Annotated in this window: 18 protein-coding genes and 1 tRNA gene; 14 read left to right on the top strand and 5 right to left on the bottom strand. The window is 59.4% G+C overall.

The genetic code is table 11. The features are described 5' to 3' along the window. The first annotated feature begins 70 nt into the window (after positions 1–70). The 4 genes from WC026_RS05150 (at position 71) to WC026_RS05135 (ending at position 2,071) form a co-directional block, all read left to right on the top strand. Positions 71–628 carry a hypothetical protein gene (locus tag WC026_RS05150; protein ID WP_372709749.1) on the top strand — a complete coding sequence of 186 codons (558 nt, stop codon included), beginning with the start codon at positions 71–73 and terminating at the stop codon, positions 626–628. A 226-nt stretch (positions 629–854) separates the two neighbouring features. Next, positions 855–1,538, top strand: coding sequence for a ParA family protein (locus tag WC026_RS05145; RefSeq protein ID WP_372709748.1), 684 nt, complete (start codon positions 855–857; stop codon positions 1,536–1,538). A 52-nt stretch (positions 1,539–1,590) separates the two neighbouring features. Beyond that, complete coding sequence (locus WC026_RS05140; protein ID WP_372709746.1) at positions 1,591–1,740, top strand: hypothetical protein; 150 nt, start codon at positions 1,591–1,593, stop codon at positions 1,738–1,740. A 112-nt stretch (positions 1,741–1,852) separates the two neighbouring features. Further along, the gene (locus tag WC026_RS05135) at positions 1,853–2,071 is read left to right on the top strand and encodes a hypothetical protein (RefSeq protein ID WP_372709745.1); all 219 of its coding nucleotides are present in this window, start codon (positions 1,853–1,855) and stop codon (positions 2,069–2,071) included. Between the two features lie 63 nt (positions 2,072–2,134). Here WC026_RS05135 and WC026_RS05130 read toward each other — a convergent pair whose 3' ends face one another. From WC026_RS05130 to WC026_RS05120, 3 genes are all read right to left on the bottom strand, one after another. Next, positions 2,135–2,392 (bottom strand): hypothetical protein, encoded by a 258-nt coding sequence (locus tag WC026_RS05130; RefSeq protein WP_372709744.1) that lies wholly within the window; start codon positions 2,390–2,392, stop codon positions 2,135–2,137. A gap of 249 nt (positions 2,393–2,641) precedes the next feature. Continuing rightward, positions 2,642–3,550, bottom strand: coding sequence for a DUF4892 domain-containing protein (locus tag WC026_RS05125; protein WP_372709852.1), 909 nt, complete (start codon positions 3,548–3,550; stop codon positions 2,642–2,644). 310 nt (positions 3,551–3,860) lie between these two features. Continuing rightward, complete coding sequence (locus WC026_RS05120) at positions 3,861–4,835, bottom strand: hypothetical protein (protein WP_372709742.1); 975 nt, start codon at positions 4,833–4,835, stop codon at positions 3,861–3,863. A 372-nt stretch (positions 4,836–5,207) separates the two neighbouring features. On the opposite strand from WC026_RS05120, the gene WC026_RS05115 reads away from it, so the two are divergent. Further along, positions 5,208–5,284 (top strand) — tRNA-Met (locus tag WC026_RS05115). Here the strand turns inward: WC026_RS05115 and WC026_RS05110 are convergent. Further along, on the bottom strand, positions 5,241–6,830 hold the full coding sequence (locus tag WC026_RS05110; protein ID WP_372709851.1) for a recombinase family protein: 1,590 nt from the start codon (positions 6,828–6,830) through the stop codon (positions 5,241–5,243). The two genes, WC026_RS05115 and WC026_RS05110, sit on opposite strands and share 44 nt — an antisense overlap. 274 nt (positions 6,831–7,104) lie before the next feature. Between WC026_RS05110 and WC026_RS05105 the strand changes: the two genes are divergently transcribed. The 7 genes from WC026_RS05105 (at position 7,105) to WC026_RS05075 (ending at position 14,131) form a co-directional block, all read left to right on the top strand. Continuing rightward, complete coding sequence (locus tag WC026_RS05105; protein WP_372709741.1) at positions 7,105–8,115, top strand: hypothetical protein; 1,011 nt, start codon at positions 7,105–7,107, stop codon at positions 8,113–8,115. Positions 8,116–8,204: 89 nt separating this feature from the next. Further along, a complete protein-coding gene (locus WC026_RS05100; RefSeq protein WP_372709740.1) occupies positions 8,205–8,456 on the top strand; it encodes a helix-turn-helix transcriptional regulator in 252 nt (83 codons plus the stop codon). A gap of 11 nt (positions 8,457–8,467) precedes the next feature. Then, positions 8,468–8,764, top strand: coding sequence for a hypothetical protein (locus tag WC026_RS05095; protein WP_372709738.1), 297 nt, complete (start codon positions 8,468–8,470; stop codon positions 8,762–8,764). A gap of 240 nt (positions 8,765–9,004) precedes the next feature. Next, the gene (locus WC026_RS05090; protein ID WP_372709736.1) at positions 9,005–9,766 is read left to right on the top strand and encodes a DUF1376 domain-containing protein; all 762 of its coding nucleotides are present in this window, start codon (positions 9,005–9,007) and stop codon (positions 9,764–9,766) included. A 30-nt stretch (positions 9,767–9,796) separates the two neighbouring features. After that, positions 9,797–10,399, top strand: coding sequence for a hypothetical protein (locus WC026_RS05085; RefSeq protein ID WP_372709735.1), 603 nt, complete (start codon positions 9,797–9,799; stop codon positions 10,397–10,399). 633 nt (positions 10,400–11,032) lie between these two features. Continuing rightward, a complete protein-coding gene (locus WC026_RS05080; protein WP_372709733.1) occupies positions 11,033–13,126 on the top strand; it encodes a phage tail tape measure C-terminal domain-containing protein in 2,094 nt (697 codons plus the stop codon). Positions 13,127–13,366: 240 nt separating this feature from the next. After that, positions 13,367–14,131, top strand: coding sequence for a hypothetical protein (locus WC026_RS05075; RefSeq protein WP_372709732.1), 765 nt, complete (start codon positions 13,367–13,369; stop codon positions 14,129–14,131). Between the two features lie 318 nt (positions 14,132–14,449). Here the strand turns inward: WC026_RS05075 and WC026_RS05070 are convergent, their stop codons facing one another. After that, on the bottom strand, positions 14,450–15,067 hold the full coding sequence (locus tag WC026_RS05070) for a 3'-5' exonuclease (protein ID WP_372709730.1): 618 nt from the start codon (positions 15,065–15,067) through the stop codon (positions 14,450–14,452). A 355-nt stretch (positions 15,068–15,422) separates the two neighbouring features. Between WC026_RS05070 and WC026_RS05065 the strand changes: the two genes are divergently transcribed. After that, a complete protein-coding gene (locus WC026_RS05065) occupies positions 15,423–18,920 on the top strand; it encodes a DEAD/DEAH box helicase (RefSeq protein WP_372709728.1) in 3,498 nt (1,165 codons plus the stop codon). Positions 18,921–19,571: 651 nt separating this feature from the next. Then, complete coding sequence (locus tag WC026_RS05060) at positions 19,572–19,976, top strand: hypothetical protein (protein ID WP_372709727.1); 405 nt, start codon at positions 19,572–19,574, stop codon at positions 19,974–19,976. Positions 19,977–20,093: the final 117 nt, after the last annotated feature.

Genomic DNA, 20,093 nt, shown 5'->3' with positions numbered 1-20,093 from the left:
ACGAATAATTCGGCCACGCTATGGCCTTCCTTCCGAGGTGAAAATTCGCTGGGGAGAAGGGGCAGTGGTTATGCGTATTTATGCTCTGGAAATTCTCTTTGCTGTCGGCGTTCTCAATGTGCCGGCGCTCGGTGCGGAAGCGGTTCAGCGGGAGAGCCCGTCCCTGCCGCAATTCATGCCGCCGGCGATGCACGCAGGCGCCGACACGACCAAGCTCGCAACGGATGAGACTCGCCGGGCCGCCGAAGCTCTCAGCGCTAAATTTTCCGGCGATCGAGCGGGGGCATCGGCTGATGATGCAGAGATGGATCGCGAGACGTCCAAAACGCCGCTGCCCGCTTTAGTCGATCCGCCATCGAACTCCGCAACCTCGGAACACGTCGCGGTCCTGAGAGCACGCCATCCGGCCTCCGCCACTGCTCCCAAGAAATCCAAAAGTACGAGAACGCAATCAGCTCGTCCGGGCTCATCGAACTCCCGGGCAATGAAGTCCCCTAACCGCGACGGACGGCGGCCACCCGTCGATGCGGGGATGCAGGGCATGGCTCCAAACCCTGTTCCTGGAGCGCAAGTCGGCTGGAAGACGGGGCTGATTGGAATGTTGACCAATCCCGCCTTCTGGCACTGAACGTCTCTCGCTTTGTAGCAGAACTGCAAAAATTCGAGACGTTCTAGGACTGGTTGGGCAAGAGGCCCTGCGCGCATGTACATGGCCGGGATCGTAGTAAACTATGGACGATAGTTTTACGGCCGACAACGCATAAGCCGGTCGCGAGCTGCTGCGCGCATGCTAAGCTCGGCCCATTCGTGGCCCGCCTTAGTCCTATAGCCGGCGGTTGGGGAGAGGAAAGGCGATGCCGGTCATCGTATCGTTTGTGGGGCAGAAAGGCGGCGTGGGTAAAAGTACGCTCGCCCGGGCATTCGCGGCTGTTGCCGCTCGCGGCAAATTGAAAGTGAAGCTCGCTGATCTCGACGTAAACCAGCAGACGTCAGTACGTTGGGCACGGACGCGCACCGCGCGCGGGAATGGGTATCCTGTCGAAGCCGAAGCCTACATGACGTTCGAAGATGTGTTGGCGAGCGTGCACGGCATCGATCTCATCATCATCGACACGCCCGGACACGCGAGCCCCGTAACGCTCGAAATCGCGCGATCCTCGCAGGTCGTTATCTTGCCTACGGGTGCCAGCACCGACGATTTGTATCCGACGGTACTGCTTCTTTACGAGCTGGAGCAGATGGGAATTCCGAAAGAACGTCTTGCGGTTGCACTCTGCCGGCTGCTTGAGCAGCGGGAAGAACACGCGGCGCGCAAATATATCGAGAAGGCGGGCTACGAAGCCTTGGTGGGATCGATACCCGAACGTGCCGGCTATCGCAGCGCGCACAATCTCGGTCAGTCGATCACCGAGACAAGCGACCAGACGTTGAACCGCCGCGCACGCACGCTGATGGAAAGCCTGCTCGAAAAAGTGATGAATCAATTGCAGGCATCGAAGACATTTCAAAAGCAGGAAGGCAACGGCAGCGTCGCCTGATATTCGGCGCGTGATGACGATCGATAATGCAAGGCGCTAGGGAAGGGATGTCATGCCACAGGAAGACCATGCCGCCACGTCCGGCAATCAGCGTTTCGCGAAATGGGCGATAGTTTTGATTTTGGCTGCGGCGCTGGCATGGCTCGGCGCCTATCTTCTGGGTGAACAAATATATGACGCCGTCGTGCGCGTGACCCATTGATCTCGGGCATAGCTCGGTGGCAGCGAAGGAATTTTGGACGGTTAATCAGGCACGCGACTTGCACACATCGATCCGACAAGAATTAACGTTCGCCTGTAGCCGGAAGTGCGTCATGTCTGAAGACAATGTCATCTGGGTCGATTTTCGCCTGTCGAAGGATATTCAATCCCGGCAGGAATTGTCTTTCGCCGACCGCATGAGGGCCTATTCAGAGAGAACCCGCGCTCACGTCCAGGCGTCGAAAACAGCGCTTGAGATGATCAGGCAGACGCTCGAACAAAATAATTGGAACGAACAGCCTTCGACCACCCGTCACCCGCCGCATGCTTAAGGACGTCGGCGCTGCTACCGCCGCGTAAGACCGCGCATGTCGCTACCGCTGACGAGTGACCGTTCAGTTCCTGGCCGATTCCAAGAGGGCATCCGCCAGAATTTGCGAGGCTCCGACCATCTCGTGCAGCCCGGTGGAGCCGCCCTTCAAGATGCCGAGCGTGATGCTTTCGTTGTCCGTCGCGATGGAAGCGTAGCAAACGGCTTTGAGTTCACCCATCTCGGCTTTGGCAAGCAGCTCTTTGAGGCCGTTAACGAGGTCGGCCCTTTCCTGCTCGTCTTTCTTTGTGCGCTGGGAATTCAGCAGTACCAAATTGGCCATCTCGCGAACCTCTCGAAGCGAAAGCTGCGGGCGCTTGGACTCTAACTTTCGAAATGGTGGCACGCCGGCGGGTTGGCTTCGAGGGGAGAGCGCGAAATGTCTGTGGGTTGTTGCTTCAAGTGTTACCGCCGGGACTCGCGGGAGAGGCTCGAGAAGTCAGCCTCGGAGAGCGCCAGTGACCAGACTTAAAAATTTCTGTCATTTTACAACGCAGAAATCCCAGCCTCTTCTGTGAGCCGTCAGATCGATCTATTTCGCGATCAGCTCGACGCGCCGGTTCTTGGCGCGACCGTCATCGCTGTCATTCGATGCGATCGGTTGTGACATGCCCGCCCCGCGACTCGAAAGCCGCGCTTGATCGATGCCGTACGTGCCGATCAGTGCCGCCACGACATTTCCGGCGCGGCGGTTGGAAAGATCGAGATTGTAGGTTTCCGTTCCGACACCATCCGTATGACCGACGACATCGAGCTTGAGTTCGGGTTTGTCTGTCAGAAGCTTGGCGATTTCATCGAGCGTCGGCTTCGACTCGCCCTTGATCGTCGCCTGATCGAAATCGAATTGGATGCCGTAAAGATTGATGCGTCCGTTCGTTTCCAAACCCGCCTGCATGTCCGCGGCTTTGATGACGGCGATTCTATCGGTCTCCATGGACTTGGCTTCGAGCACGCGCACGAACACGACCGTTTGACCATTGTCCTCACCCGCGAACACGCTTGCGTAGACGTGCCCTTCCGGACGGTCGAGTTTGGAGAGCAGATAGCGTGCATGCCCGGAATAGGCAGTCGAAAGACCATTCGTCGGATCGAGCTGCTGTTCGAGCAGATAGAGATCGTTCATGCTGCCCTTGAAGCAGGCTTTGTCGGCGCAGGTGAAGACGGTTTGAAAGCCTTTCGCCTTCAAGGCCAGATCGTAGTTGGTCAGTACCTCCAGCGACGATCGCCCTGCCGGAACCTCGTAACGGATTTCCGTGGCGCGACCTTGAAGCGTCAGCCACTCGGGCCCCAACCGGTCGTCGGTCGCATTACGTTCGAGCGGCGCGCCATAGTCATGCGGCGCTTTGAGAAACACGAGTTCATCAAAGTCGGCCGCCTTGTAATAGACGATGCTCGCATCCTTGTAGCGCCCTAAGAGCGGATGATCCGTACTCCCCGCAATATCCTCCGCAGCACGCTCGCAATCGATGCAACGAGCGCGACCGTCAAAGCGAGGAGGCGAACAAAAAAAGTCATCGACATCGGAGTCTGATCTCCATCGCTCTGCGGTTATCTGACGACACTGCCACATTGATTGTGACCAACATCTCGCGTGCCGCTGGGGCAGACGCACTGACCGGATGAAGACAGAATCTTATCACCCGAGCACTTCGGCTGCTGTGGAACAGGCTTCGGCGTTGGGCCGGTCGGAGTTGGCATAGGTGTCGGCGTCGGATTGGTTTTGACCGGACGGCATCGCGGAGGCCGACCGATCATGCCCGGCGCACAACGATCCGCATAGCACCGGCCCATCTGTAGGACGTGCCTTCCGGGCAGCAGTTGGGCGGCGTGCCGATCGGCCGGTTTGCGGGACATTTCGGAGGCTCGACGTGGTTCGGCACGCAGATGCCGCCGCCTCTTTGACCCGGCCTGCGGGCCTTATGCGTGCCCTGCGGGCAGTTGAGATCCGAATCCTGATGTTGCGTGCCGTTCGTGCCTCCGCCGGAATTGTCGATCGGCGCCGGGCGGCGGCACGCTCCGAATTTGAACTCCATGTGGGGCGGGCAGCAGTTCGGATAGACACCGTTCGGCCGTTGCGGCGGGCAGGCATGAACCGGCGGCGGCGTCGGTGGACGCTGCGTCAAACGGCATGCTCCGAACTTGAACTCCATGTCACGCGGACAGCAGTTCGGATAAACGCCGTTGGGACGGGATCGTGGGCAGGCCGGTTGCGTGATTAGCGGCGGCGGTTCGTGAATAACGGACCGGCAGGCGCCGAACCGATACTCCATCCCGCGCGGGCAACAGTTCGGATAGACGCCAACCGGCCGGCTGATCGGGCATTGTGTAATGACTGGCGGCGGAATAACCGGCTGCGATTGAACGGGATAGGCGCCGCCGGTTCCCGGGCCGGTCATGCAACGGCGTCCATTGAATGTCGATCCGGGCGGGCATTGGCAGAGACCACCGATCAACACCATGCCGCGCACGCATTCCGTGACGCGCGGCGGAGTTGGCTCGCGCGCGGGCTGCGACGCTGGTGGTGGTGGCGGCGGCGTTTCGCTCATTTTCGGCTTCAACGAAACTGAATGGCAGGCTTCGTCGTCGCTGCGGTGCTTCTCGCCGTCGGTGACGCTGGCGCAGTTCGAGAATTGTTCAGCGCTCGCGTCGTTCGGCAGGCGCACCACCATCTCGAAGGTTTGTGGTCCGCACTTCTCGCCCGGTTTGCCATTGAGATCGAGGCACACATTATCCGGTGCAGCTTACGGTCTCTTCGTGCCAATACGCGTGCGGCAGGCGGCAGGCCTTATCGAAGCAGGCCTTGTCGAAGCGGCGCCGGGCAGATCGATCGTATGAGGTCGATGTTCGAGACAAGCGCCCGCTGAACTCGGTCCGTGCACGTTGAAGCCTCCGGCGTCGCCTGGAGCAAGCGTGCGCGGTTGAATCGTCACGGAATGGCGGTCGACGCTTCCACTGCGCCGATCGGTCCCCTGCAGAAAAACCGTCACAAGGGGTTCCCACCCGGATTTTTTGTGCTATAGGCGCGGTCTGGGCCGCTCGGAAACGAGCGGCCTTACTTATCCGGAAGGCGTCGCTGGCTTCAGCACGCCGATTGGTGACGCGGGGTGGAGCAGCCCGGTAGCTCGTCAGGCTCATAACCTGTAGGTCGTTGGTTCAAATCCAGCCCCCGCAACCATCAATGTCGGACTTTGGTTCGCGCTCGGTTCCATGAGCAGCGCCGCCAGGTTGCCGACTAGCTCAAGTTTCATGGGCTCCCGGCCGGGCGTCGGGATTGCGACGACCTCGTTCACGAGCTCGCGAACCAAGGCTACGGCCTCGAGCCCGGCAGCGTCGCCCTTGGCCAGCGCTGCGTGGATTTGGGCAACGGTGTCGGCGTAGAACTTCGCCGCGTTGGGGTGCAAGGCAACGACATCCGCCGCCTTGTTCGGTAGGCGCTGCTTGAGGGCTTCCTTCTCCGCGACGAATTCATTCAGCCTCGCGGCGAGCGTCTTTGGGTCGCCGCCAGCCTCGACCATCGCGATCACGCCCGCAATCTTTCGCTCGACCGCAGCGAGGTCGCGTTGGACGTCTCGTTTCATCCGCTCGGTTTCCTTTGCCAGCTTGGCGCGGTGCTCCCGATATGTGTCGACGGCCGCCGCCACGACTTCCGGTGCCAGCAAATACTTGCGCAGGACATCGAGGATGCGGCGTTCGATTTCGTGGGTTGCTATCGTCCGGCGGTTGTCGCAAGTGCCTCGGTTGCGCGATGCCGAGCATCCCAGATAGGCGCGGTGGATGACGATCATGGACGCCCCACAAGCGCCGCATCGGACCAAGCCGGACAGCAGATGCTTCGGGCGTCGATGATGCGTGAGCTTGGCTCCTCCCTTCTCGTCCCGTCGGACCTCAGCCGCCGCAAACAGCTCGTCCGATACGATGCGGAGATGCGGCGCGTCGCTCACGATCCATTGGTCCGGAGGATTCGGACGGGCCTGACGCTTGCCCGTTGCCGGGTCCTTCACGAACCGCTGCCGGTTGTAGACGATCTTGCCGAGATAAAGCTGGTTATTGATCAGTCCGTTCGCCCGCTTACGGCTCCCGATGATCGTCGAGACGTTCCAAGGGCCGCCACGCGGCGACGGCGCGCGCTCACGGTTCAAGTCGGAGACGATATCGATCGGCTTCCGACCCCGCACGTACTCCTCGAAAATTCGCCGCACGATCGCGGCCTCAGCTTCGTTGATCGTCCGCTGGCCACGCTCCTCGAGTGAGGGCACGAGGTCGTAGCCATACGATTTGCCGCCAGGAATGCGGCCCGCTTTCACTCGCCCGACCTGGCCGCGCCGCGTCTTGAGCGCGAGATCGTCGAGAAACATGCTGGCGATCATGCCTTTGAGGCCGACGTGCATCTTGCCCACGGCGCCATCGGCAAGCGTGACGATTTTAACGCCGGCGTACTCAAGGCGCTTGTGAATCCCCGCAATGTCCTCGAGGTCGCGGGAAAGCCGGTCGAGAGATTCCGTCAACACGGCATCGAACCGGCCTGCGCCAGCGGCGCGCATAAGTTCGGCGAGGCCGGGGCGGTTGTGCGTTGTCGAGCCTGATATCGCCGCGTCCTGAAATTCGGCGGAGATGGTCCAGCCTTGGCGCTGGGCGTGATCTCTAGCCGCAGCTATCTGATCCGCGATCGATCGCGGATCTTGGAGGTCGGAACTATATCGGCTGTAGATTGCGACGCGCACGCGACGTCTCCCCTGATTGCGGCCGCATGATCGGACTCGGCTCGTTGGCGCGCAAGAGCCCGCGCAAGGTCTAGGATGATTTGCCGGGCCTTTGGGCCGTATCCAGCGTACTCCAATGCCAGCGATTTGACGGGGGCGACCGGCTGTCGTTCTCGGCTGGAAGTCGTGGACATCGCGACCTGCGGTAATCAAATCAGTCAAACTGTGCTACCAAGACACATACTGTCAGCAGGGTGGCAGTTACGGTGGGCCAATTACCCGGCGAGCTAATCGCATGACGAGAACGTTAGCGAACAAACGTCTGTCGCGAGGTAGCGGGACAAATGGGCGTCAGGAGACGCGGCTCCAATCGTCGCTACTAACCACAGATGGGTCTCCAGCAGCGCAGGGTTTTCTCGCAAGATGTGGTCAGCTCGGGATAAAACCCGATGTTCTGAGGCGCTATATCGAGGCCATCGATCCGGTAACACGGAAGCAGATTGCCGGCGTTTATTCCGCTCGAGTCGTTCGGGAATTCGGCCCTAAAAAAAATCCACGAGACTATAGTGAATATGACTACCAGCCCTTCGTAGAAGGGATTTTTCGGCGTGGACCGGGCGCAAATGAGCGCGCACGTGAAAAGATTGCTGATCTTACCGGTCAACGGTTTAACCGAGAGGTGGCGCTGCTCAATGGTCGAGTGCGCGAGCGTGCGTTCCTGATGCCCGCATTATTTTTTGACGTTTACCAGGAACTGAATGAAGCGAATTTGCCAGATACAGCGATCCTCAAACTTGTTTTTCAGTTTACTGACGCCTCACACCTGATGGTGCGGGAACAATGCGAATTCGAAAAGAGCCATAGGAAATGCCAGGGGCGAAGGAAGGATTATTTAAAACGATTAAGGCGGCGCCTCGCAGAGATTCTTGATCAAGGGAACGCTGATGTTCACCGTCGCTTCAGCAGTGTCTGGCTGCACGAGGTCCTGCAAATCGAATATAGTTCGCTGACTCGTTTGGGTGCCGTTGATACAGTGGCAGGTTCGCTAAACGAATGCCGAAAGATGCTCGCGCTATTCGATAAACTAATAAACGAGCCCGTCAAACGAGGCCCGCGCCGGCGCCACGCACGGCAGCGAGTGGTCCGGTTGCTTCTCCAACACTTTTCAAAGCTTACTAGAAAGAAATTTTCGTGGAGCGCCGACGGAGGCGGGCTTGGCTTCGAGTTTGTGGCCAATCTCTTCGCTCTTGTTAAATGTTCTGCGCCAACTAGCGATGATTTCCGGAACCCCAGAGAGCGCGCGTAAAAAGCCCACCGTTGATCGTCGACGTTACAGGCTAGGTTGCCGCGTCACGTGTTGTCACGTGACGTCTGATGTGGCGCGGAGATCTGGAAATGCATACGAACCAGCAAACGCCGACGGCGGCGCTGCTATCGCGCAAAATGATACGCATGGCCGATGTTCTAAAAATCGTCCCAGCGACTCGCCAAACGTTATACCGCTGGATCGAAAATGGCCGGTTTCCAAAACCGGTCAAACTAGGTGATTCCGTTATCGGGTTCTGTGAGGCCGAGGTCATCGCGTGGCTCGATGCGCGCCCGCGCGCTGGGCAGAAAAACGAAACGCCGATGTCTGACGAGCATTGATGGGTCGTGGCATGGAAAAAACCAGCGAAGTACACGTTTTACGGATGGCATCGGAGGTGCTGCGCATGTCGGCGCTGTCGCTAACCGCACTGGTATCAGAAATCGACGCGTTTATCGCGGAAGAGGCGGGGAAAATCGATGCGGTTGAGCATGCGTACGTTCACGGGGCGCATGGCATCACCGCTGGTAACCCGACCGTTCTACGGTGTTTGTCGGAACGGCGACTGTTGCTAGAAACGGCTCGGGATCTACGCGCGCGAATGGCAGAGGCCGCGGCGGATCTGGAGCGCGGTGGCGGTGCGTCGTGAAACCGGACTGTAGTTTGTAGTGTTAGTTGCGTCCTCAGCGTGATGGGCCGCCGGCCGGTCGAAACGACCGACGGCCTATGTCTAACCAACGGCTGGGTGCGCGTGGCCAGGACAGCGAATCGTACGATGGCCCGTCCGCGTCCCACTGGCAACAGAGGGCGGATTTTCAGTGCCATTAGAAACGTGGACGCGTACCGTTAGCGGTGCCGGCATGGCCCGTGGTGCGCAATGACGCGATCTATGCCGTGGTTCAAAGTGGAGTGCCGCACGTGGCTCGACGGCACCCGCGACCTCGATCCAGCAATTCGCGGAATCTACATCGACGTCCTATGCCTGATATATGATCGCGGGGGGCCGGTCCCTGACGACGAGCGCTGGATATCACATCAGCTACACATCAGTCTCCGGCGCTGGCGCGCAGCGCGTGACGTTCTCATGGCCTGTGGAAAACTGGTCGCGTCGCAGCATGGTCTGATCACCGAAGAAGCGAAAATAGAGCTTGAAAACCGCGAGATAAGGCAGCGGATCAACGCCGAAAACGGTGCGAAAAACGCACGAAAAAATCATGAAAATTCTAATTTCGTGAATGTTTCCAATCAACGGGCCGACCGAACGGCTCAGCAAAATAGTTTCTACGCGTGCGCGCGAGAGAATCTAGAGTCAGAGTCAGATATTGATTCAGATTTAAACGGTCCGAACGGAATTGATGATCGCCCACTGCGAATTCCGCAGACGTGGCGAACACACGACCTCGAGTTTTTGTTATCCGCCGCACCATCCGAAAAACCGCACGAGCTCGTGCGGTGGCTGTGGCTTCTCGAAGACGCACTCGGGGCCGATGCCGTAACGGCGGCGCTCCAGTCTGCGCGACCGCGGATTGAGGCGGGCGACGTCAAACACGTCCTGCAATACGTGACGACCGCAGCAAACAACTGGCGGCACCTGGGCGGGTCAAAAAAACGGTCCGCGCATGTGCGAGGAACCGCGAGGTCGTTTGGATGACCACCACTGCCACTGAGAAAGGAACTCGCCATGGCCCGCGGTGAGCATCTCAGCAGCTACGACTGTTTTCGCATCCGCGCGCTCGCGGCCCGCGGCCTCTCAGATCGTGCAATTGCCAAGGCGCTGGGACGGTCTCGACAATCAGTCTGGCGCGTACGGAGCGGTCGCCGCGATCTGCCGGTGTGGCTCGAAGGATTCGGCACGTCACCGGCTCTAGATTCTCAGCAGTTAGAAACATCCATGTCTATCCGGTTAGAAACACGAATCGGTTTGGGTATGACCAATAAGGAGATCGATATGGCTACCCCCGAGTTGATCCAACTGCATTTCATCGACGCGCTCAGCAACCATTTTGTCGTGAACCGTCGCACCACTGATTGTTTTTTTGCCGATCTGATATCGGCGTTGGTTGACGAACAATGCACGGTGCCAGTGCTGCAGCGCGCAGCACGAACTCTTATCCGCACCCGCGCTACCTCGAGCTTCCCGGCCGTGGCATCCTGCATCGCGGCATGTCGAGCGGCGCAGATCGAGTTAAGCGGCGACTCCGTGTCGAATCCCAAGGGGGACGATGCCGGCGCCAAATCGATTGCGGTACGACCTAGCGTCGACTCCGAGGAGGAGGCAGCATGAGCTGGTTCCGTCCCCAGCAGGAAACGCGACAAAGATATCATCGGCACGCTATCGAAGCGGCGCCGGTGAGCCTGAGTTCTCGCGTCGACTCAATGTCGATGTCAGTGGGAGGGTGACCTTGATAGATCCCTCAGTGATCGGAGTTTGGTGCGTCTTCGCTGCCGGCCTAGCAGCCGGAGCCGCTTTGGAGCCGGTGTTTCGTGCCATCTCTCGATGGCGACCGGCTCCTCTTTTGCCCGTGACCGAGCCTGTACGAAATGAGGTTCGGGTTGATCAATGTGCCGTCGCTTCGGTAGCCGCGACCACGACCCGGACGTCCAGCGCCCCAAAGACGGAGTTATCAGCCGGTTGGTATCCGCCCGAGAGGCATGCGCAGGCGCTGCTTGAATGGCTGCAGAGCCCGGGCGGCCTCACCGGTGAATTAGCGGCGGGAGAAGTCGAACTGATCTACACCGACATGTGCACCGAAATGCGCTGGGCATTGCGCCCGTGGTCACCCGTCGCGCGTGAGCTGCGAAAGCTCCTAGGGGGCGAGAAGAGCTACGCGTGGCGTGATGGTCATCGAGTGCGCGTCTATCGGATTCCAATCAATAACGCCGTGCTTGACCGCGTGCCGCTCAAAAGGGCTGCCTAATGCCTGAAGCATTCTCATCTATAGCCGACATGCGAGTGGTCATCGATTCATCGACCGACAAGCTCGAGGCAGGCCTCACCGTGGCGAAAAATCTCGTCTCGCGGTTCGCATCCGAAGGCAATGACGGGCTTTCGCTATTCGACCGCGCCCTTGGGAGAGCGGCAGAGGGTGTCGTCGGACTATCGGGAAAATTATCATTGGTCAGCACCGCAATGCGCTCGTTTGGCGGGGAGCTGTTGCTTGCCAAAGAGATTGGCGGCGCACTTGCTGAACGCGGAGGCAAGGCCGATGAATGGAATGCGTGGTGGGCGGCGATAGAAGATGTGCAGGCGGCGTTCGTGGGCTTAGCCACCGGCCAAGCGATTCCGGCCTCAGAAGAAGCGCTGAAAGCCTACGCATTGGCAGCAAGCCATACTAGCGATGGCAACCAGAAACTGTCGGGTTCATTTCGTGGACTAGGGGAGCCAGCAGTCTGGGGAAACATTCGAGCCCTCAACGAGATGTCCCACACCTTCCGCACGATGGCGGATGAGTCGACATGGTCGGTCCAGACGATCGACGACCAGTTCCGACGTTTAACGCTGCTTCTAAATCAGGAAGCCGAAGGCGTCCGTCGCGATTTTGCGAATGGACAGTCCCTACTGGGCGACCTACTCGGAGACGACGAAGTCACCGAGCGCATGGAAAAGATGGCCGGCTTCCTCGATAAGGTTCGCGATTTGAACGAGCGCCGCCGGGAAAGGCAAACGCAAGACGCGTCGAACGCCGAAGGTCCTGCGCAGGAAGAGTTCGATAAAGTCGTCGTCGGGATCGAGAACCAAGTGAGGGCGCTTCAGGAAAAGGCAAACACCTATGGAATGACCGCCGGCGAGGCGGCCGCGTATGCCGCCGTGATGAAAGTAGTGAACGATCTGGACGCCAAATCGCTGTTGTTGACTGAAGAGGGCGCGAGAAAGTTAGGAGAACTAACTGACAAGATAAAGATTCTGACGGACTCGGAAGAGGCTCGCGCGAAGGCTAAGTCCAATAATGATGCTGCGAAGCGGTTTTTGGAGAGCATTCAGCACGAAATTCGAGGACTACAGCAACAGGCTGAAGCATCAGGAATGTCCGCAGCAGCGGCGGCCTCCTACAACGCCGAGATGCGGTTGCGTAATCAGCTAACTGACCAGGATCTCCATTTGACGCCGGAGCAGCGCAAAGAGATGGAGGCGCTGATCGCCACCTTGCGAAAACTAACGACGGCCCGAAGAGAAGATCAGGACGAACAAAGTCAGCAGCGAGCATTTGATCAGTCAATCCAACAACTGCAGCGCCAAACAGCGCAGATCGAAGGGCGAACGAAAGCCCTTTACGACAACTCTGAAGCCGGTCGTGTACAGGCCCTCGTCGATCAGCAACTTGTGTCTCTGCAGGCCCGTCATATTGAGCTGACGCCGAAACGAATTGATGCAATCCGCGAGCAAGCGCAGGCGCAGATCGAGGCCACGACGGCACAGGAGGATGCGCAACGGGCAATGAGATTACTCAACGATATCGGCAATGCCGTCACCAGCAACCTCGACAGCGCGTTCCGGCGCTGGACGAACGGCTCGAAGGTATCCGTCAAGGAAATGGCCGCATCGATCCTGGCCGACCTGGCAGAAATTCAGTTCAAGGCGGCCGTGCTCAACCCGCTGGCGAATTTCCTGACCGGTTCGCAGTCGGGAGGCGGCGGATTGCTCGGCTCGCTGCTGGGCCTCGGCGGATCGGGCGGCATGCCGTCGACGTCGAGCTGGGCGGCCGGCACCAGCGTTATTCCGGCGTTCGCAGATGGCGGCGACTTCGGACCTGGCCCCATGATGGTCGGCGAACGCGGTCCGGAACTCATCTGGCCGACGTTCCCTGGAAAGGTCATCCCCAACAACGCGCTCCCGAACGCGGCCGCCTCGTCCGGGCCGCCGGTCATCAACATGCCGGTGACGATCAACGCCCAGGGCGCCTATCCGGAGAGCATCGCCGACATCAAGGCGGCGCTCGCCGAAACTCAGGCCTCGATTCCGCAGACGGCCATCGAGGCTTGGCAGCAAGCCAAGGACAGGGGTGTCGTCTAATTGAATTGGCTCACACTACCCCCAGGGGGGAGTGAAAATCTTGGAAGAGTCGATGCCAAGGACCGCGATCTTCGAGAAATTTTTCTCGGCGCAAGTTTTCGCCGAAACTATTTTTTTTAGACCGATCGTGCATGTGCAGCGCAGGCATTCCAAGAGTCGTTTCAGATGGTTGCGTGACTGCTGTAGCGACAAGTCGATAGTGGAGATTCACGATTTGTCCGCCGCTTTTCGGGTCAGAAAATGAAGGAAAAAATTGAGAGCGTCCTGGGCGCCGAGTGGAAGCGCCGACTCGCGCAGGCTCTCGCATGCACATCCGAACGCTTCAATAATCCATTGTCATGTCGTGTTCTGGCAGTCATCGAATTGCTCGAGAGCGTAAGCGCTCGCGATCCGAAACTCCTGCCCGACCGCTGGAACGTAATCAAGCCGGTGAGTGACGACGACGAGGTACAACCACCCAACTTGCGGGATAGGTTCGCTCGTTTATTTGGCGCCGATGCACTCGTACCCAGGCTTTCGGTCGCTATTGGCATGGCGCGGGAAACAATCGCCAACGCATTCCGAGGGCGGAGCCTCAGAGCACAATCTGACTTAGTCGCAATAATTGAGCTGCTCGAAATCCTTTACGGACTGGAGGCAAGCGAAAAAAATTGGCCGCCCAGATGGCGGCAGATCAATAATATTGAGGAACGTCGACGATCGACACGTCGTCCTCCCGAGAGAGAAATCCCAGATCCGCTGGAAATGAAAGTGCGAGTTGTGGCGGTGCTCGGCTGTGAGAATTCAAGTGCGATGGTTGCCCGAGCCCTCGGGAAAAGCCCGGACTCGCTCAGCAGAATTTGGCGATCAGAATTGGACAGTCACGGCCGACCAGCTCGCGTTCAGCCCGCATTAGCCGCCGTGATCGAGTTGCTCGAAACGCTGCGAGCGGAGGAAATACCGATCGAGCGTTGGCCAAAACGCTGGCGTACGGCTGTGCGCAAAAAGGCGACTCAAATCAGTTAGCCACGGTGTATCGAGAGGCGGCTGGAGAGATTCAGCCTGCTGGCTGCAGAGATCCCTGATAATAGCGAACCAATTCCAAGAACTCACGCTCATTCAGGATTTGGACGGTGCGACCCTCTCCGATGGCAGCTTCCGCGTCGCGCTGTTTGTGACTCTTCACCTGGCCACCAAACCGGGCCGGGTCTCTGGTTCCCACTACCAGCATGGTCGCTTTTTTGCCAAATCGTTCTTTGACATCGCATCCGAGCGCAGCCGCCAATCGTGCAAGCTCTGCTTCTCCGGTTACGAAATCACCGGTGCAGACCCAAACGTGGCCAGCTAAAGGCCCTGGGGGTTTCCTAAACACTCAATGCGTTCGGAATATCGTCGCGGCGAAGGTCCATTGGCCGCGATCGGGTAATGAGCACATGACGCGAGCTTTTTCCAGTCATCGAGACCTTTCCCCGATTGGGCAATGGCTGACGCCAGCAATAATCCGCAAGCACGAGCGTCGCTGAGGGCGTCATGATGTTGGAGCGGGATCGAGAGTTCACGGCAGAGGGTCGCAAGATCGTATTTGTGAAAGTGCGGCCAGCACGCACGAGCGACCTCACAGGAGTCCAGCCATTCCACTTTAGGAACCGGCAGGGCATAGCGGCTGAAAGATTGGTGCAGAGCCTCATAGTCGAAGGAGCTGTGGCTGACCATTACAACGTTATCAATGCGCCGCGTAAGCTCATCAAACAGGAGCGGCAGGGTCGGTGCCCCCGCCACGGCCGCGCTTCCAATTCCGTGAATTCGAACATTGAAGGCGTCGAAATCGCATTGCGGATTGACGAGCGACGACCATTCCCCGCTGATTGCAGCTTCCGTGAACGCAACAAGCCCTATCTGGCAGATTGACCCTCTACTGCCGTTGGCGGTTTCGACGTCAATGGCAACGTATTGATTTGGCATACGTCAATGCCCCCGACGATACATTTGAAACGACTATTACCCGCCAAGCGCTGAGTCGAAAATGCGGTGGCGAGCTTTTAAGTGGACAATGTGATGGCTCGAGTTCCTCGCGCACCTCGGCCGCCGAGTACCGCAGCCGGTGGGGGCGTGCTGCGGTACGGTCGTCTTATGTTTCAGTGCCGGCGATGACGTATGGATTTCCAAGCGATTTCCGGAACTATAGCGGCGGCCTTCGGTCGGGGTTCGCCCAGTGGACCGGCCGCATGTGGCTCCTTAGGTTCGCGCAAATTCGGCTGTCCCGTCACGTCGAAAAAACGCTACCGGCATGCTAGGACCCGGTGGGGAGTGAACTTATTTGAGCAGACCATTTTTCAACCGCAGCATTGAAGCTTTGGAAGCGGAGTTCAAACGGCGGCAGGACGATGCCCCGTTTCTCCGAACGTTGCTCGATGAGCTCGAATACCGCTCGACACAACGCGCAGCGCGGCTGCGAAGCCGGGTAGTGGAGTGTCTGTCGCTTGACGATGAGATCGCCGATGAAGGAGCGGCCCGGCCCAGGATGGAGAGGCGGGCGACCGCCGACGGGCCGGATGATTTGGAAGTCGACACAGCGCCGATTGCGGAGGAAAGCCCGGCGGCGGACGCAGCCTTAGCTTCACGCGAGCACAGACGGACGGAGCTGCCGCCGGCCACGAACGATCCAATTTCCATTCTGACCGCGTGGAGCGCGCTTGAGGTTCTATCACCTCCGTCCTTTCGGCGGGACACTGATCTCACGGGGGGCGACCGTTCGGCCGTAGTGCGGCTCGATGGCACCAAGCTCGCCTGGGAGGAGACACGTGGTGGGCGCAAGAATTACAAGCTCTATCATCAGGTCGTCTTGGGCACGATCAAGCTGGATGCGGCGGTCGCAGCGCTGGTGACGTGCTTCGGCGATACGCGGGCCGAACGCATCGGGTCGCGCGGCGAAGCGATCCTGGCTACGATCATGCTAGACCGCGCGGGTAGGCCGGTCGAGGAGCCCGCCGTGGCGATTTCGAGCTTCGGCTGGGGTGTGCCGCGCGCGCTCGCTGGAGACCTCGCTTCTCTCGGCGGATGGCAGACAGCCGAGCAGCCGCTAGTGGAGAAGCTCGACAAGATGATACGCCGTCAAAACCGCGATGGCGAGCTGCTGGCGCTCGACCGTGAGGGTATTGCCAAGGCCTATCAGTGGCTCGTCAAAACGCTGGAACTTCCGGCGGCGCTGATGAACGCGCCGCGCTTTTCCGTCCGCACCTATCAATACTACCGCAACAGCGATCCTCCCGAGACGCTACTGCTCAACAGCTTCTTCCTCGGGGATCTGGCGACCGCGGCAGCGTCCTTCCGTGATGGCAAGGCAACGCGCAATCTCAAGCGCTATCTTGGCGTAGACAAACCCGTAAAGCGGCGCGATCTGCTGGCAGAGCCCGAGGCCTTGGCGGAAGCGCTGTCGCCAGGGAATTTTCCGGCGGCGCGTTGGCCGGGCATGGGACGACATCCGCTCGTTCTGCTGCAGCAAGCCGCGGTCAACCTCGCCGTACAGGATTTGAAGACCGACGGCATCCTAGCTGTGAACGGGCCTCCCGGCACTGGCAAGACGACGCTGCTTCGCGACATCGTTGCGAGTGTCGTCAACGCGCGTGCCGCGGTTATGGCGGACTACGACAATCCCGCCGATGCATTCACCAGTTCCGGTCAGCGCCTGAGCGTCGGGAACGCGTGGCTGCATCTTTATCAGCTCGATACGCGGCTCAAAGGCTTCGAGATGCTGATCGCGTCCTCGAACAACAGGGCGGTCGAGAATGTAAGCGCCGAGTTGCCCGGGCGCGATGCCATCGCCGCCGATGCCAGCGATCTTCGCTACTTCAAGACGCTATCGGACGGACTTTTGGAGGAGGACACCTGGGGCCTGGTAGCGGCGGTTCTCGGCAACGCGCAGAACCGCAGCGCCTTCCGCAACGGCTTCTGGTGGGACAATGACATCGGCATGGCGCGCTATCTTGCACATGCGGCCGGAACTCCGCAGTTCATCGAGATCACCGACGAGGACGGAAAGGTAATCGAGAAGCGCGCCCCCCGCATCGTCACCGAGGAGGATGCTCCGCGCGACCCGCGTCACGCGCAGCAGCGCTGGCAGGCGGCGCGAAAGGCCTTCCGGGTTGCTCTGGAGAAAAGCCGCAAGGCGCAAGCCGACCTCGAAGCCGTGCGCCGCCTGATGGACGAACTCCCGGGTAAGGTGGAGGCGGTTCGGCAAGCCGACCTCCGCCAGCAGCAGATGCGGGCCGTATTTGAGCGCACCAAAACCGAGCACGAGCAGTGCGCAAACCAATTGAGCTTGTGCGAAGCGCGCCAGGAGGCGGCCACGCGGGCGCTACGAGGCCATTCCGCAGCGCGCCCGGGGTTTTTCGCGCGCCTATTCGGTACAGGGAGTTTCCGCGCATGGCGTTCGATAGAATCTGCCATGAAGCGGGAGCTTGCGGATGCCGATGATCGGCGTCGAGCCGGCTCCAAGGCGTGTGATGCATCTGACAGAGTGACGGCCGATGCGGAGCGCATGCTGCAGGCGGCCCAGGTCGAACATATGGAGGCGGGGACACGGGCCGAGAAGAGCACGCAAATCCTTGATGCCTGGCGGGCGAGGCTTGGAGAACGCCTGCTCGACGCGTCCTTTGCCGAGCGCGGGCACGAGGCGCGCCACCTGTTGGCGCCTTGGTTCGACGAGCAGATGCACCGGCTGCGCGACGACGTATTTATCGCCGCAATGGCCCTGCACAAGGCGTTCGTCGACGCTGCGGCGAAGCCGCTGCGCCACAATCTTGGCGCGCTGATGAACGTCTTTGCCGGCCGCCAGATGTCCGACGCAGCGAAGGAGGAACTCGTCACCGATCTTTGGGCGTCGCTGTTTCTGTTGGTGCCGGCGGTGTCGACCACTTTTGCGTCCGTTGAGCGCATGCTCGGAAGGCAGCCACCCGAGTCCTTTGGGTGGCTTCTCATCGACGAGGCCGGGCAAGCATTGCCCCAGGCCGCGGTCGGAGCGCTAATGCGAAGCCGGCGGGCGATCATCGTCGGCGACCCGATGCAGATCGAGCCCGTCGTGGTTCTTCCTGATATTCTGACGCAAGCTATCTGTCGGGCCTTCGGCATCGATCCAGATCGGTTTAATGCGCCAGTTGCCTCCGTGCAGACGCTGGCCGATGCAGCAACGCCTTATGTCGCGGAGTTCTCCAGCCGGCACGGATCACGCACGGTTGGCGTGCCGCTGTTGGTGCACCGGCGGTGTGATGAGCCGATGTTCGGGATATCCAACGCCGTCGCCTATGAGCATCTTATGGTGCAGGGCCGCGGCGCGCGACAGTCCGCCATTCGCGATCTACTCGGCCCATCTCGCTGGATCGACATCGCCGGCAGCGCCAGCGAGAAATGGTGCCCAGAGGAGGGCGAAGCCGTGCTCACCTTGCTCGGCGCGTTGCGGCCACTGGCTGAGCCACCAGACATCTACATCATAACGCCGTTCGTCATCGTGCAGGACAACTTACGCGCACTCATGCGCGATTGTGGGGTTCTCGACTCTTGGACCTCCGATCCCGGCCGCTGGGTCTATGACCGCATCGGGACGGTGCATACTGTTCAGGGCCGTGAAGCCGAGGCGGTGATCCTCGTCCTCGGCGCACCCGCCGTGCAGCAGGCAGGCGCGCGCAACTGGGCGGGAAGCCGGCCGAACATACTCAATGTCGCTGTGACACGTGCAAAAGAAGCGCTTTACGTCGTTGGAAATCGAGCGCTGTGGCGGGAGGCGGGCGTATTTCAGACGTTGCATTCGCGGATACGTTGAGCCCGCGAACAATGTCTCACTTTGTCAGCGCGATTTCGACGAGGAGACGCACTGCCTCGGGACGCGTCGGGAGATCAGGATGCCTCCGGCGCCAATCGTCGATCTTAGACAGCTCAGGATCATGAAATCGAATACCGACGAGCTTCCCCGGCCCAGTGGTCTTTGGGCGTCCTTTTGTTTTCTTGTTAACACGAATTGACGTTTTCATGATTTATTGATAACTCAGCACCTGTCGTTGTGACAAGCGGCATCCGCCCGTGCTGGAACACGGGGCGGGTGCCTAACCCATCTCCATGGAGGAAGCCATGTCGAAGGCTAGCACCGCGCCTATCACGTTCTTGGATCGAAGTCGAAGTGGCACCGGTGGGTTAGGCGAAGAGAACGCAGACGCACACTTCTCCCGGCTGCTTGGGGTGATTCAGCTCCTCGATCAGATGGCTGAAGCACCGTCTGGATTCGATGCAACGCGCATGTCAGCCGCCCTCGAACTGTTATCAGAAGTAATCAAATCATCGGTCAGAGAACTCTATCCGCTTTCGATGAAAAAGACTGTCGATAACTCGCAGGCTGTCGTCGTTGCGCCGAAGTTCTTCGAACCAGGGTTAGATGTCGCCGAGCCTGGCGATGTGTCTGATGTGAGGAGCGTAACAGATGATCGAAGAATTCGACGTTTTGGAGAAGTGTCTGGACGAAACGGCTATCGAAACGAGGGCGCCGACCATGTCTAGAAGCAAATTGAAAACTCTGCGGGTTTCTTCTGGGCCTAGCCGCAAAGCTGCCCCCGCAGCCTCAGCCAATGGTTCACGTGAACTATCGACAAAGAGCGAAATCGAGAAATTCGGCCGTGAGCTCAACGCGTACTCTTCGTTGGAGGTCGAGGCGACCGAATTGCTGGATTTTTTCCTCGATCGTTCCAAGCCAATTAAAAAAATGCCGGCGGCCCATGATGACGCGATAATTTTAGCAATGAAAGGCCAGCATTTTGCTCGGCGTAAGATGCAGGCGATACTCGAGGTTCTCCCCACATCGCCTCCGGCAACGATTAGGGAAGTGTAAAAGCCGGAGCAATAATCCCTCACAGAAGCGGCTGATTTGTTCGGCCGCGCCGGACTAAAAGTGCGGCAGATTGGAGCCCTGTGCCTGCGTCGGCGCGAGGGCGGGGATGAAGCAGGT

It is taken from the genome of Hyphomicrobium sp. (genome assembly GCF_041674905.1).
Classification (GTDB): domain Bacteria; phylum Pseudomonadota; class Alphaproteobacteria; order Rhizobiales; family Hyphomicrobiaceae; genus Hyphomicrobium_B.
The sequence above is the reverse complement of the archived record's forward strand: the minus strand, read 5'-3'. Positions and strand labels throughout refer to the sequence as shown.